This is a genomic window from Leeuwenhoekiella parthenopeia (assembly GCF_020782115.1).
In the GTDB taxonomy this organism is placed as follows: domain Bacteria; phylum Bacteroidota; class Bacteroidia; order Flavobacteriales; family Flavobacteriaceae; genus Leeuwenhoekiella; species Leeuwenhoekiella parthenopeia.
Map to the genome: position 1 here is coordinate 220,154 of NZ_JAJGMW010000004.1, position 14,783 is coordinate 234,936.

At 45.4% G+C, this 14,783-nt stretch carries 7 protein-coding genes; 3 read left to right on the forward strand and 4 right to left on the reverse strand.

Features of this window, described 5'->3' with window-relative positions; translation table 11 throughout:
- Nucleotides 1-17: 17 nt before the first annotated feature.
- Nucleotides 18-3,044, reverse strand: coding sequence for a SusC/RagA family TonB-linked outer membrane protein (locus LLW17_RS04925; RefSeq protein ID WP_228229150.1), 3,027 nt, complete (start codon nucleotides 3,042-3,044; stop codon nucleotides 18-20).
- Nucleotides 3,045-3,619: 575 nt separating this feature from the next.
- On the opposite strand from LLW17_RS04925, the gene LLW17_RS04930 reads away from it, so the two are divergent.
- Together LLW17_RS04930 and LLW17_RS04935 are read left to right on the forward strand one after the other, a co-directional pair.
- Entirely contained in the window at nucleotides 3,620-5,098 is a 1,479-nt protein-coding gene (locus LLW17_RS04930; RefSeq protein WP_228229151.1) for an SLC13 family permease, read from the forward strand.
- A 187-nt stretch (nucleotides 5,099-5,285) separates the two neighbouring features.
- A complete protein-coding gene (locus LLW17_RS04935; protein ID WP_228229152.1) occupies nucleotides 5,286-7,208 on the forward strand; it encodes a family 43 glycosylhydrolase in 1,923 nt (640 codons plus the stop codon).
- A gap of 82 nt (nucleotides 7,209-7,290) precedes the next feature.
- Here LLW17_RS04935 and LLW17_RS04940 read toward each other — a convergent pair whose 3' ends face one another.
- From LLW17_RS04940 to LLW17_RS04950, 3 genes are all read right to left on the reverse strand, one after another.
- Nucleotides 7,291-8,655, reverse strand: a complete 1,365-nt coding sequence (locus tag LLW17_RS04940; RefSeq protein WP_228229153.1) for a DUF4374 domain-containing protein — start codon at nucleotides 8,653-8,655, stop codon at nucleotides 7,291-7,293.
- Between the two features lie 21 nt (nucleotides 8,656-8,676).
- A complete protein-coding gene (locus LLW17_RS04945) occupies nucleotides 8,677-11,085 on the reverse strand; it encodes a TonB-dependent receptor (protein ID WP_228229154.1) in 2,409 nt (802 codons plus the stop codon).
- 380 nt (nucleotides 11,086-11,465) lie between these two features.
- Complete coding sequence (locus LLW17_RS04950) at nucleotides 11,466-12,167, reverse strand: Crp/Fnr family transcriptional regulator (RefSeq protein WP_228229155.1); 702 nt, start codon at nucleotides 12,165-12,167, stop codon at nucleotides 11,466-11,468.
- Between the two features lie 155 nt (nucleotides 12,168-12,322).
- On the opposite strand from LLW17_RS04950, the gene LLW17_RS04955 reads away from it, so the two are divergent.
- Nucleotides 12,323-14,728 (forward strand): heavy metal translocating P-type ATPase, encoded by a 2,406-nt coding sequence (locus LLW17_RS04955; RefSeq protein WP_228229156.1) that lies wholly within the window; start codon nucleotides 12,323-12,325, stop codon nucleotides 14,726-14,728.
- Nucleotides 14,729-14,783: the final 55 nt, after the last annotated feature.

Below are 14,783 nucleotides of genomic sequence, written 5' to 3' on the forward strand. Positions count from 1 at the left end.
ACTATTCAGTTTTAAAATTAGAAGGAAACATTTAGCCCAAACACAACGGTGCGTGCTCTGGGATAGGTGAAGTAATCAATACCAAAAGACTTGGCATCAGAAGACGAACCGGTGTTGATCTCGGGGTCAAAGCCGGTGTAGTCTGTAAGCACAAACAGATTTTGCCCGGTGACCGAAAGGCGCAGGTTTTGAAACCAGTTTTCGAGTCCTAAAGCTTCCGGTTGCAGATTGTAAGCCAGGGTGGCGTTGTTCAGTCTTAAGAAACTGCCATCTTCCAGATAACGGGTAGACACGGTGTTTGAATTGTTCGGGTCTTCGTTAGGGAATTCTATAGCCTGATCTGTCGTGTTCAGCGAATTTGAAATTTGGGTTTTATTGAACAGGTTCATACGGGTATGGTTATACACTTCATTCCCGCTCACCCCGTTGAAGTTGAGTGCCAAATCAAAATTCTTGTAGTTGAATTTGAAGTAAAACGCATAGATCAGGTCCGGGATAGAGCTTCCGGCAGAGACGCGGTCGCTGTCATCAACCTGGCCGTCACCGTTAACATCTCTAAAAATATTAAAGCCGTCTTCGTCAATACCCAAAAACTCGCGCATATAGAAATTACCTATAGGCTCACCGTTGATGTACCCGTTAATGGTAGCCCCCGTTTGCCCCGAACCGCTGGCAGTACCGGTAGTCACGATGGTAAAAGGCGAATCTTCGATCTTGTTTTTAATATACGAGAAGTTTCCGCCAATATTGAACGAAAAGTCCCGGCTGCGGTCACTTTGGTAGTCTAAAGCCACTTCGATACCGCTGTTTTTGATTTTCATTCCGGGGATGTTTTGCCACTTGAAGCCTACTTCATCAATAGGATCCTGAGTAGAGAAATACAGCAATACATCGGTGGTTTCTTTAGCGAAATAATCTACCGATCCCGAAAGGGCATAGTCTAAAAAGCCGAAGTCTAAACCGATATTCGTCTGTGTGGTTTCTTCCCAGCGCAGATCGGGGTTTGCGGTACGGGCAAAAACAAGACCGTAGTTGTAGTCGTCGCGGTTGACCACGCCATCGTTAAGCGGGTAGATATCATCATCTGCAAAGCTTTCGCCATAACTCAAACGCGTTTGCTTCGATGGGATTTCCTGATTCCCCGATTTACCCCAGCTGGCACGCAGCTTCAGGTTGTTGATGCCGCTGTCTGCCATAAACTCTTCTTTGAAGATATTCCATCCCAAAGCAACCGAAGGAAAGATCGCATACCTGTTGTTGTCTCCAAACTTGGTAGAACCGTCTGAACGCAGGGTGGCAGTAATTAAATACTTGTCTGCAAAATCGTAGTTGATTCTTCCGAAGAAGGATTGCAGTTCGTTTTTGGTCGCGTTAGAATACTGGCTTTGCTCGCCTTTACCTTCGCCCAACTGATATCGTGGCTCGATGCCGTTATCCGGAAAATCTTCAATATAATAGCCCTTGGCGTGGATGAAGAATTTTTGATAGGAATGACCGGCTAGAAGGCTCAAACCATGACCTCCAAACTCCTTAGTGTAATTTAAGGTGTTTTCAACGAGTTGGTTTTCGTTTACGGTAAAGGTCGAATTGACAGAACCCAAACGGAAATCAGGATCTTCGGCATACGGAATGTACTGTACATCGCGATCGGTCTTGGAGTAATCAACCCCCAGATTGAGTTTGTAGGTAAGCCCCTCAAGGATCTCAAGCGAAGGCGAAATGTTTGCGATCATCCGGTTATTGGTAGCATAATCTCCGTAGATACGCTCAAAAGTAAGCGGATTCAAACCGGTTCCAAAAACCGTAGGCTCTCCGTCTGTATAGGCCGGTGTAGTTGGATTCAGGCTGAGCATATTGCTTACCGCGTTGTTAATATTGGGGCGGTTATACTCGGTACGGGTGGCGCTTAGATTGATGTCTACCTTAAGACGGTCGTTAAGTCCGTTTTGAGAAACATTGGCCCGTGCCGAATAACGCTTTAAGCCGCTGTTGTTTAAAATACCTTCCTGATCGTTAACACCTAAAGAGGTGAAATACGAAGTTTTGGCAGTACCGCCGCTCATCGAGAAGTTGATGTCGTTACTTATCGCAGTGCGGGTAAGCTCATCCTGCCAGTCGGTATCTGCCCCGTTATCGTTAAGACTGCCGTCGATTTCCTGTACCACGCGTCTAAACTCGTCTGCCGAAAACACATCGATTTTATTGGCCAAAGTAGCGATTGCCGTACTGGCCGAAAAATTCATCTGGGTACGGCCTTCCTTACCTTTTTTGGTCGTGATGACTACCACCCCGTTTGCAGCACGCGAACCGTAAATCGCAGAAGCCGAAGCGTCCTTAAGCACGTTTATCGATTCGATATCCTGAGAGTTGATGAAGTTAAGCGGGTTTGTAGGCACTCCGTTTGAAGAGTTATCCAGTACAAAACCGTCTATCACATAAAGCGGGGAAGTACCGGAACGCAGGGTTCCCACCCCTCTGATTACGATATCCTGACCGGCACCGGGCTCACCACTGGCATTAGTCACATTAAGACCGGCCACTTTACCCTGTAACAGGTTACCGGGGTTAGAAACCACACCCTGGTTAAACTCTTCAGAAGTCACCGAACTCACCGCGCCGGTAAGGTCAGATCGTTTTTGAGTCCCGTAACCAATGATCACCACCTCATCAAGCTCTGAGGTGTCTGCTTCTAGCTGAATGCTGTATTGGGTTTGCGCACCCACCGTCACTGTTCGGGTTTGAAAACCTACATAGGAAATTTCCAAAACCTCGCCTTCCTGGGCGTCAATCGTAAAATTTCCGTCAAAATCTGTGGTGACGCCACGCGTCGTGCCCTGTACTTTTACGGTAGCACCGGGCAGCAGTACTCCGTTATTGTCTGTCACCGTACCGGAAATTGACTGTTGTGCGGTCGCAGTGAAGGCAGGTGTTGCCGGTAACGAAGCTCCAAAAGTGGATCTCGCTTCAAGTGTAGGGGACAAAAGTATAAGTGAAGCGAAAACACCCATACTTTTAGACCGAATAGTCTTAATTTTAAAATTCATGTTTAAGTTATTGATTGGACAATGCTTAATAATTGAGTGCGCAGTTGTTGGTAGCAGCTGCGCTTTTTTTGTGGATTTGTGTTACATATTATTTTACAGGACCACGATTCTGACCGCTAAATAATCACAATCTTTACAGAAGAAATTTACGGGAAGGTTACCGCTGCGTTAAACTTATAAGGCTGCTAAAACCTTTTATCAAGGTGGAATGAGAGTATTTAAGTGTTTTATGTAGGACATACATACGATTTAAATTCAGGTGTTTAAAAGCCCTGAAGAAAGATCCGAAAGTCTGTTGACGCATTTTAAATCTGATGTTAACTAAACCTATTTTAAATGGGCGAAAGGCTTTTGGTAACAATTTCTTAAAAAAGCGAAGTCAGATACGTGTATGTTTTACGTTTAAATAATTCGCAAAAAACTGAATTTCAACCCATAAGAAATCGATTTCGTAAAAAATAATCAACTTCACAGGACTGAAGCTACTACGTTCATAACCTAATAATTATGAGTATTTTTCAAATCTGAAAAATGCTGAAGTTGTCAAAAACCCGAGCATCTAAAATCTGAATTCCGTGAAACTCGATACGCGTATTTTTTTAATCGCAGGTCCGCTGCTTTTTGTAATCCTTCAGCTTTTGGGAGCACCCGAAGGTATGCCGCAGGCTGCCTATGATGTCTTGTGTGCCACCATCTGGATCGCCTTATGGTGGGTGACCGAGGCTGTGCCTATTGCTGTTACCGCATTGCTGCCCATCGTTCTCTTTCCGCTTACGGGAGCTCTCGATCTTTCTACCACCACCGCCTCTTACGGCCATAAATACATCTTTCTGTATATGGGTGGGTTTATGCTCGCCATCGCTATTGAAAAATGGAACCTGCACAAACGCATCGCCCTGCACATCATCAGGCTAATTGGGACCAACGTTAAAAAAATCATTCTGGGTTTTATGGTAGCGACAGCCTTTTTATCGATGTGGATTTCCAACACTGCCACTTCGGTGATGATGCTGCCCATAGGCATGTCTATCGTTTCGCAATTAAAAGACAACCCCGCTACGATAGCAAACGAGCATAAGATCTTTGGGAAAGCCCTGATGCTGAGTATTGCTTACAGCGCTTCCATAGGCGGTATCGCAACCCTGATTGGCACGCCGCCCAATCTGGTTTTTGCCGGCTATATTCAGGAGGTTTACGGTATTGAAATATCGTTTTTAAAGTGGCTTAGCTTCGGTCTGCCTATTTCTATGATGTTACTTCTGGTGTCCTGGTATTATCTGGTAAACATAGCGTTCCGGTTTGAGCAAAAGGAGTTTCCGGGAGGTAAGACCGAAATTCAAAACCTGCTCACAGAACTGGGCCCTATGAAACGCGAGGAAAAAATGGTGCTTTCGGTTTTTATCATCACCGCATTCTGCTGGATTTCCCGCTCGTTTATACTCGAAGAATTTCTGCCCGGAATTGACGACACCATCATCGCAATGATTGCCGGGATTACCCTGTTTACGCTAAGTGCAGGCGAACCCGGAAAACGCATCCTCAACTGGAAGGAGGCCGTAAAAATGCCCTGGGGTATCATTCTGCTTTTTGGCGGAGGGATGGCACTTGCATCGGGATTTGAAATCACCGGACTCGCCGAATGGTTTGGCGTTAAAATCACCCTGCTCGATACCCTGCCGCTTTTACTGCTGGTTTTTATCGTAATCTTCTGCGTAAACTTTATTACCGAACTCACCTCAAATCTCGCGACCACGGCGATGTTGTTGCCTATTTTAGCCCCCATAGCCCTGAAACTCGATTTAAACCCTTATATGCTGCTGGTTGCAACCACGGTTGCGGCTTCCTGCGCGTTTATGCTTCCGGTAGCAACGCCGCCCAATGCGGTGGTTTTCGGCTCGGGATACTTACGCATCCCCGATATGGTAAAATCGGGATTGTGGATGAATCTGATCTCAATCGTTCTGCTTACTGCAATGGTTTATTTTGCCTTACCGCTGCTTTGGGATTTTGATCCTTTCGGCTTTAGTCAAAAGTTTATACTCGATAAACCTTAGCACATAAAAACCAAAAGCGACGCACTACGCATCCGGTTTAAAATAAGTGTTGTTTACACAATTACCACTATATTTAAAACTTCAACCTGTAAAACGGAACGCCGGGAGACTTATTTCCAGGCTTTTGCCCGGATTAGCCGTTTTAAAAGTTGATTTGATCCCGGCACACCATTAAGTTCTTTTTACGATGAAGTCTTTAAAATACATTCTTACCGCTCTGCTTTTCGCCCAAACCGCTATCCTGAGCGCTCAGGAAACCAGGGAAGGCTATCTTTTTGCCTACTTTGAAGGCAAGGGGCCCGGCGATAAACAGGAGCAAATACGTTTTGCCGTAAGCGACGACGCGGTAAACTGGAAAGCGCTGAACAACAACAAGCCCGTCCTGTCTTCTGCTGAAATCTCGGCTACCGGCGGGGTGCGCGATCCGCATATTTTACGCGGGGGCAAAAACGACGGTTTTTATATGGTCGCGACCGATATGTTTACAAAGAAAAACGGCTGGGAGACCAATCCGGGTATTGTACTGCTGCATTCAGACGATTTGATCAACTGGGACTCTTCGATCATCAATCTGGAAAAAACCTATCCCAAACCCTTTAAAAACACCAAATGGGTCTGGGCACCGCAAACCTTTTACGACACTAAAAAGCGCAAATACCTCGTGTATTTTACCGTTCGCTCTTACGACAACCTGAAGCTCGATTTTTATGCCGCTTATGCCAATAAAGATTTTACCGGTTTTGAATCGACGCCAAAGCTGCTCTACAGTGCCAAAGACGGGGCGATTGACGGCGATATCATTTATAAAGACGGTCTGTATCACTTGTTTTATAAAGGAAATACCAAAGACGAAAACGGAAAGGAAATCCGAAACGGAATCAAACAGGCTACCAGCAAAAAACTGTTGGGCCCGTATACCGAATCTTTTGAATACCTGGATGCCTATGCAGACGATCCCACGATGGTTGAGGGCAGTTCGGTCTTTAAGCTGAATGATACAGACGAATACATCCTGATGTACGACCTATATTCAAACGGCAGGTATGAATTTCAACGCAGTACCGATTTGTTTCAATTCAATAAGGAAACCGAATCCTTTACCAAAGATTTTTTTCCGCGTCATGGAAGCCTTATCAGCATCACCAAAGCCGAAGCCAAACGCTTAGAGCAAAAATGGAGCGGTGTACCGCAGTCCCTGTTGACCGAAGCTGACGGCACCTATAAATTCACATCCAACGGCAATCCCATCATCACGCATAAGTTTACGGCAGACCCGGCGGCGCTGGTGGAGAATGACACCTTGTGGCTGTTTACAGGTCACGATTACGAGGGCGATCAAAAGGGCTATAAAATGAAAGACTGGCTGGTGTTTTCAACCACCGATATGCAAGACTGGACTGAGCATCCCGTTCCTATGCAAATCACCGATTTCCCGTGGGCGACCAGCGGCGATGCCTATGCCGGTCACGTGGCTAAACGAAACGGAAAATACTACTGGTACATCAGCACCAACTGGAATGGAATCGGTGTCGCCGTGGCCGATAAACCACAGGGGCCTTATACAGATGCGCTGGGTAAACCGCTTCTTACCAATGAAGATTGCTTCGCCTCAACCCACGCCTGGACCTGCATCGATCCTGCGATTTTTATAGACCAAGACGATCAGCCCTGGATTTTTTGGGGTAATGGGGTTTGTTATTACGCAAAGCTTAAAGACAACATGATCGAGATTGATGGCGAAATCAAAAAAATAGATTTTGAAGGATTTGAATTTACCGAAGCGCCCTGGGTACACGAGCGTAACGGCAAGTATTATTTAACCTACGCCACCGGTTTCCCGGAGAAAATCGCCTATGCCATGGCAGACCGGGTTGACGGACCTTATGAATATAAAGGCATTTTAAACGAAGTAGCCGGAAACAGCAATACCAATCATCATGGCGTTGTTTCGTACAAAGACAACTGGTATTTTATTTACCACAATGGCAGCATTCAACCCGATGGCGGAAGCTACAGCAGATCGGTTTGCATCGATAAACTGGAATATAATGAAGACGGAACAATCAAGCGGGTACACATGACTACCGAAGGGGTTTCCATTCCCGATTGATACTTCTGTCTAAGCATATCTATAACTAAAAAAAGCTCCCGTAAACCGGGAGCTTTCTCGTTTAATAAAACCATCTGAAGCCTTAGAAAGCACCTATAAAATGGCTTCCTGTTGTATTGACTAATTCTGCTCCTTTAGTGACTTCGCCGGTTTCGGTATCAATCACGTAGATGTTTCCATTTTTACCCACTGGAGCCTGAGTTACATAGATGTCAGTTCCATCTACGGCAAATCCCTGATACTGGAATAGATAAAAATCAGGATCGTAAGGGATACCGGTAATTTTCTGAGCTGTTTTGGCATTGAGATCAACCAAAGCGAAAAAGCCCTGGGCTCCCGCTACGCCTTCTGCTGAGCCTGCATGACGGTAAGCCAGAACCGCTTTACCATTTGCTGCCGGTCTCCATGCCAAAATGTAGGCATCTTCAACACCCAAGGCGGCATCAAGACTGAATACATAGGAGTCATCGTACTCATTATTTGCCCCAATTTTCAGGATATGCGAACCCTGAGGATCTCCCTGATTGGCCTGATAAACAGCCCCATTATATTCAAATGCATTAATGCTTCGGTAGCCGTTTGTATTCCCAATTCCTACTCCGGAAGTAATCACTTTAGGATTGGTTAAGGATGGATAATCGAGAACTATTGATTTTGAAGCCAGAATTTCTCCGTCCCGGTCTGTTTCTCCCGTTTCAGGGTTTACTTTACTTAAACGGGCACCGATGTATAATTTATCACCGGCCGCATTAAGGGTAGGCATATCAATACGTGAGATGTAATAGCCCTTAGCTTCCTCTTCGGCACTGAGCGGCACACTGTGCTCTTCAAAATTGACGATTTGAGAATTTACCAGATCCAGAGTCACGATTCCCATTGTGGCTTCGGTACGCTCGTAAAAATCATCGGTTTCATCTTCGGGCGTGTTGTTATCATTGAATTGATTTTCGGTAGAAACATAAACCGCAGCTCCGGTTTTATCGCCATCAAATAGCTTAATCCAGCGTGGAGCAGAACCTACATAGGGCGCTATACTGATTGCCGAACCTGTTTGTTCAAAATCCTGACCGCCCAGAACCTCATATTTCGTATAATTTCCTCCCGTATCACCGGCATAGCTGATGTTGAAAATGGTAGACCCATCTTCAGAAGCCTGCAATCGTGCGGTACGGTTTGAAGGCACAATAAAGCCGTTGTCAAAAGGCTCTATCGATACCGAGGGATCTTTAGCATCCTCACTACTTAACGCATAGATCAACGTTCCTCCGTTACCATCCCCGGGATTATCGCCCATTCGGGCAGCAGCGACAGTAATCCAGCGGCTGGTATCTTCAGGGTCTGTGATTACAGTTGTCCCATTGTCGTCATCGGTATTGCAGGATGCCATAAATAGGGAACCTATTGCGGCAAAAGCAAGGGTTTTAATGTTTAAAAATGTTCGTTTCATGATTTGTTTGGTATTTAAAGTTTAAAAAGAATTGATTGAATAGTTGAGTTTTAAGTAAAAGGCTCTTCCCGGTTTTTGCACAGACAGGTTATCGTAAACCGGCCTGTCAAAAATGTTTTTGACATCAAAACTGAGTACAAAGCATTTATCGGGAAAGAAATAGCTCAGCCCCAGGTCCTGCGCCAATTGTTCAGGAACTTTAAAAAATTCGTCTCCAACGGTGTTAGATCCCTGCGGAACCAGGTAAGAGAATTCATCGGTGTAATAGAGGGTATAGAATAAGTCAAGCCGCGATTGCTTTTGAAGCAGGTTTTTAAGGGAGTAGCGCAGATTGCCATTCATCGTTAAGAAGGGGGTGTTCGGCACGGCTACTTCGGTACCCCGGTTTTCAATTTTTAAATCGAATTTTGAAATATTAAAGTTGGCCGAGAGCTTGTCGTTGAAGTTGTAATTCAACTGCGCATCAAAGCCTTTTGAAGTTCCGCTGCCCTGATTGACATATACGATCAACTCATCGTTTACATTGAGTGAGGTCTCGATTGGCAATCCTATGCGATCTTTGATGTTTCGGGTGAAAAAATTGGCAGACAACGTGAGTTGATGCCAGTTAAAATCGAATGCTCCCAGACGGAAACCCAGATTGTAGTTGTTGCTCTGCTCGGGATTAATGCCGGAATTAGCCACTACATTATCGCCGTCATTACCAAAAATTTCAGTCTCATTAGGAAGGCGAATGGCTTTTTCGGCCGAAGCCAGCACAAAGACCTTAGGGGTAATCCCATAAGATGCGGCAAAACCATAGCCTTCAAATTTTTTATTACTGCTTACCACCTCATCAACGATGACGCGGTTTCCGGCATCGTTGGTGACAAGCTCAGGATCTTTGCTTATCGTTTTTTGCTGATAGTATTTTCCAAACAAACTGGCTTTAAGCCGGTCATTAAAGGCATTTACTTCATAGGTTAAAGACAGGATGTTCTTGTGCAAATCCCGTGTGCCCACAAAGGTATTTTCAAGAAGGGGTCGCAAGGCATCGCTATCTTCCCGGTCGATACTGCTGTACACGTGATTAAACAGAACCTTATGAGCATCATTAAAGGCATACGAAATCCCTGACCGCACCGATGCTACGTTACGGCTTATCTTTAAAAGCGTGGGACCACCTTCCTGCTGCGAACCCCAGGTATATTCGTATTCATCGCCTCTAAAATCAATGGCGCGCTCACCGTTCCAGCTGTAGGCCGCGGCCACGGTATCATTGAGTTGACGGTTTCGGCTTCCGTAATATCCGTTAACAGTGACGTCAAGACCTTCAGCAAACAAATCGCTTTTTTGGTAGCTCAGGTTTGCAAGCGCGACATCAGACTCATAAAACCTTCCTTTATAAGGCATAATGGTCATAAAGGCGCCGTGTTGTACTTCCTTGTAGTCATCAGACCCGGTAAAGCCTACATAAAACTGGTCTGCCCAGCTCACATCGGTATAGCCTATTTGTACAATCCCGCCCGTAGAACGGTAGGCATCATTAAAACGTCTCGCGGTAATGGGCGTTTGTACACCTCCCAACCCGGTAACCACTATACTTCTGCCGCTTACTTCATAATCGTTATCTGAATAATTATGAAAGCCCGAAGCCTTGACGGTAAAACCCGATTTATCGAAACGGTAGAGTCCGTTTACACTGGCCTGAAACGTGTTGAACGAACCATAAGACACCGAAGCATTCAGGTTTGTCGCGGCAGATTTATCTAAAACAATGTTGATGGCACCACCCAACGCATCGTCTGATAAATGCCCCGGCACTACCCCTTTATACACCTCAATTTGCTGAATCATAGAAGGCGGAATGCTGTTGAGATTGAATGCAGAACCAAAAGTGGAAATGGGAATCCCATCTATAAAAATGCGCACCGCACTACCCGATAATCCGTTAAGGCTGTATTCTACGTTAGAGCCCAGGCCGCCATTTTGCCTGATTTTTACACCAACCGTGGTATTTAAAAGTTCGTTTGTCTGAATGTTGCGCTGGGCGGCTTCTTCGGTATTTACCACATTTACCGCAAAGCCCTGCTTTTCCATTTTGGTCTTTATCGATTCCGCGCGAATAGCAACCGCATCAAGCTCATAATCTCCAGCATTATCAAGCTGAATATCGTGGCGCAGGTTAGCATTTTTAATAACAACCTGATCAAAACCTATAAAATCCCCGCTTAGAATCTCAAGATTATACGTGCCCGATGGTAAATCCCGGAAGCTGTAAACAGCTGCATCATTGGTTTGGGTTTCCTTTGAAATCCCCGAACCGCTGAGCTTAATCTGCGCCTGAGGCACCAGATAGCCATTGGCATCTTTTACCACACCGCTAAGGTTAAATTGAGCACTTGCCGCAAAGCAAAAAAGTAGAAAAAAACAGGTTAGTTGTTGCTTCATCGTTAGGTTATGAGTGGACAAATTTATATTTATTTAGATTAAATCCAAATAAAAATAGAATTAGTAAGTCCGTGATATCCCTCGCTACTTCTAGTCTCGCAGCTACGACGAAGCTCTATTAATTTGCGTATACATCTGTAAGTCAAAGCTCAACAAGCCATCACTTAACTGTTTTTTATACGCTTATTTTTTCGTTAATGAGTGGAAGAATGAGGTTCCTGAATGGGATAGTTTTCACATAAGGACCCTATAAACAAATAAGATTATACCAGATTTGGTATTTAGATTATACAAGACTGATTGATTTGAAAACAGAACTATATATTCAACGGAATAAGTCTAAAAAGAATCAGTAATTATCAGAAAAAACGGGAAATCTCTTAAACCCCATCCCACAATTGGTCTAAGGCATCGTGATCACTGATTTTGATACGCTTGCCTTCGGTTTCGATAAGGCCTTCCTTTTTAAATTTGGTGAGTGTACGTATGCACAATTCGGTGGCGGTGCCCACCACGTCTGCGATATCATTGCGCGACAGCACCAGGCTTAGATAGCCGTCTGCATCGGTGCCAAAATGCGTGTCGAGGTACAGTAAAATTCCGGCGACGCGCTGGTTTACGGTTTTCTGCGCCATGTTGACGATGACATCATCGGCCAGTTTGAGTTCGTGCGCCATATTCTTCAGCAGCGCCTGAATAAACTCCGGATTCTTCGAAATGCTTTCGGTGAAGTTTTCTTTCGGAATAAAACACAGCTGCATATCGTTTAACGCAATTGCACTGAGGTTTGCGGCTTCCTCGGCAATAAGCGATCGCTGCCCCATCACCTCTCCTTTAGAAGCAATCTTTACAATCTGATCTTTCCCATTTTCGCTAAGCTTAGACAGCTTGGATACCCCGTCGCGCACACAAAAAACGCCATTCAGCTTTTCGCCCTCCTTAAAAATAGATTCCCCCTTTTTAACCGTACGGGTCACCTTAGCATCTGAAATGGCTTTCAACTCCTCTTTTTTGAGGGATCTGAGCGCATTCAGTTCTCTGATGATACAGTTCTCGCAGCGGGACTCTTCGTGTGGGTTCATAGGCTCAAAATTAGCGAAGAGCACAGCCAAAAAAAAGGTTTTGGGAGGCTGAAATCAAAAACTTTCAAAAAAAATGAAAGCAACTGACAAAAGTCATCTTTTTCGGGCATCGCGTTTAAGTCCTTTGCATCAGGTATTTAGCAAATTAGAATAAAATGGAATCATGTTATCACTGTGGCGACTCCTGCGGGGAGCACGTCCTGGCGCATCGCAGCAAGTTCTTTTGCTGCAGTGGCTGCAAAACGGTTTACGACATCCTGTATGAAAACAACCTGTCGTACTACTATGATCTGGACAAAAGTCCGGGCAACACGCCTAAAGATTTCAAAGGTCGGTTTGATTATCTGGACAACCCGGAAATCAAGGCCAAACTGCTTGATTTTGACGAGCAGGCCACACAGATCGCATCGTTTACCATACCCGCCATACATTGCAGCTCCTGCATCTGGGTACTGGAAAACCTGAGCAAACTGCGCCCGGCTATCAAAAGCACTCAGGTGAACTTCCCTGAAAAAACCATTCGCATCACCTTCAATTCGGCTGAAATCAGTCTCAGGGAAGTGGTTGAACTGCTGTGCATGTTGGGTTACGAACCGGTGATTTCGCTACAGGATTTCAACAAAAAAGAGCGCAAAAAAGACCGCTCCCTCATTTACAAACTGGGCATCGCAGGCTTTGCCTTTGGAAATATCATGTTTCTCTCCTTCCCCGAATATTTTGAGGTTGAAGAGTTTTGGCTAGACCGGTATAAACCCATTTTCAGGGCTTTGATGTTGGTATTCTCCATTCCCGTGGTGCTGTACTCAGCCCGGGATTATTTTACTTCGGCCTTTAAATCGCTGCGCTCGCGTATGCTGAATATAGACGTGCCCATCGCTTTGGGCATTCTGGTACTCTTTCTGCGTTCGTGCTATGAGGTGATTACCAACACCGGGACCGGCTTTTTTGATAGTCTGGCGGGATTGGTTTTCTTTCTTTTACTCGGAAAGTTTTTTCAGCAGAAAACCTACGCTTATCTCAGCTTTGAGCGCGACTACAAATCCTATTTCCCCATCGCAGTAACCCGCCTGGAAACCGAAGGAGCCCAACGGGAAAGCCAGATTCCGGTTTATGAGATCAAACCAAAAGATCGCATACTCATACGCAATGGCGAACTCATCCCGGTAGACGGGATCCTGATTAAAGGAGATGCGCTTATCGACTACAGTTTCGTAACCGGCGAGGCCGAACCCGTATCTAAAAAAACAGGTGATACGGTCTTTGCGGGTGGAAAACAACAGGGCGGTATTTTGGAACTCAGCGTGACCAAAGCCGTCGAACAAAGTTACCTCACCCAATTGTGGAGCAACGAAATCTTTCAAAAAGAACGGCAAAACGAACTCGACTCGCTTACGACCAAAATAAGCAAACACTTTACCCTCGGCGTTCTTGGGATTGCCCTGGCTGCGTCCCTGTTTTGGTGGTTTGTTGACCCCTCAAAAATACTCCATGTCTTTACCGCAGTGCTCATTGTCGCCTGCCCATGCGCCCTGGCCTTATCTGCTCCCTTTACCCTGGGCAATCTGCTGCGCATCACGGGTAAACACAAGTTCTACTTAAAGGATGCAGGAGTCATAGAACAACTGGCGGCCGTTGATACGGTGGTTTTTGACAAAACAGGCACGCTGACCTCAGCTTCCAAAGAAGCCATACGCTATAGCGGTGAAAGCCTTACCGAACATGAAGAATCCCTGCTTACCAGCACGCTCAGGGCTTCAAATCATCCACTGAGCCGCAGTTTGTACAGCATGTTTCAGGATTATAAAATCAAGGTTCTTGATGATTTTGAAGAAGAACCGGGAATGGGAATCACCGGCACGCTTAAAAAACAGGAAATCCGTGTGGGTTCGTATGCCTTTGTTAATGCGCTTCCGCCCGAAAAAAAACAGCTTGCAGACAGTCATACCAGCGTACACATCGCCACGCAAACCGGCTATAAAGGCTGCTACACTTTTCAAACCACCTACCGCAGCGCTTTAAAATCGGTGTTTCGGGAACTGAGCAAAAATGTCGAACTCGTTATTCTTTCGGGCGATAACGACAGCGAGCAAAGCAGGCTGAACAGACTACTCGATGTTCCGGTGGCGATGCATTTCAATCAAAAACCCGAAGACAAGCTGAAGTTTATCAAAAGTCTGCAGCAACAGGGTAAAAAAGTGATGATGGTGGGTGACGGACTCAACGACAGCGGCGCTTTGGCACAAAGCGATGTGGGTATCGCCATTTCTGAAAATGTAAATGTCTTTTCACCCGCCTGCGACGGGATTCTGGATGCTTCGCGTTTTGAGCAATTGCCTGCCTTTATAAAACTTGCCCGGAATGGTAAACGCATCATCAAATGGAGTTTTGTCCTATCGCTGCTTTACAATGTGGTGGGGCTCGCGCTGGCCGTAAGCGGAAACTTAAAACCCGTCTACGCCGCGATTTTAATGCCCTTAAGCTCCATCAGCATCGTGGCATTTACCACATTATGCACCTATTATTTCGGCAGCAGTTTAAAAAATCCCGAAGAAGACGAATAGATTTTCAAAAGCTGATTTATGTCATCTTTTAAGCAAACACAGCCGGCTAATTTTA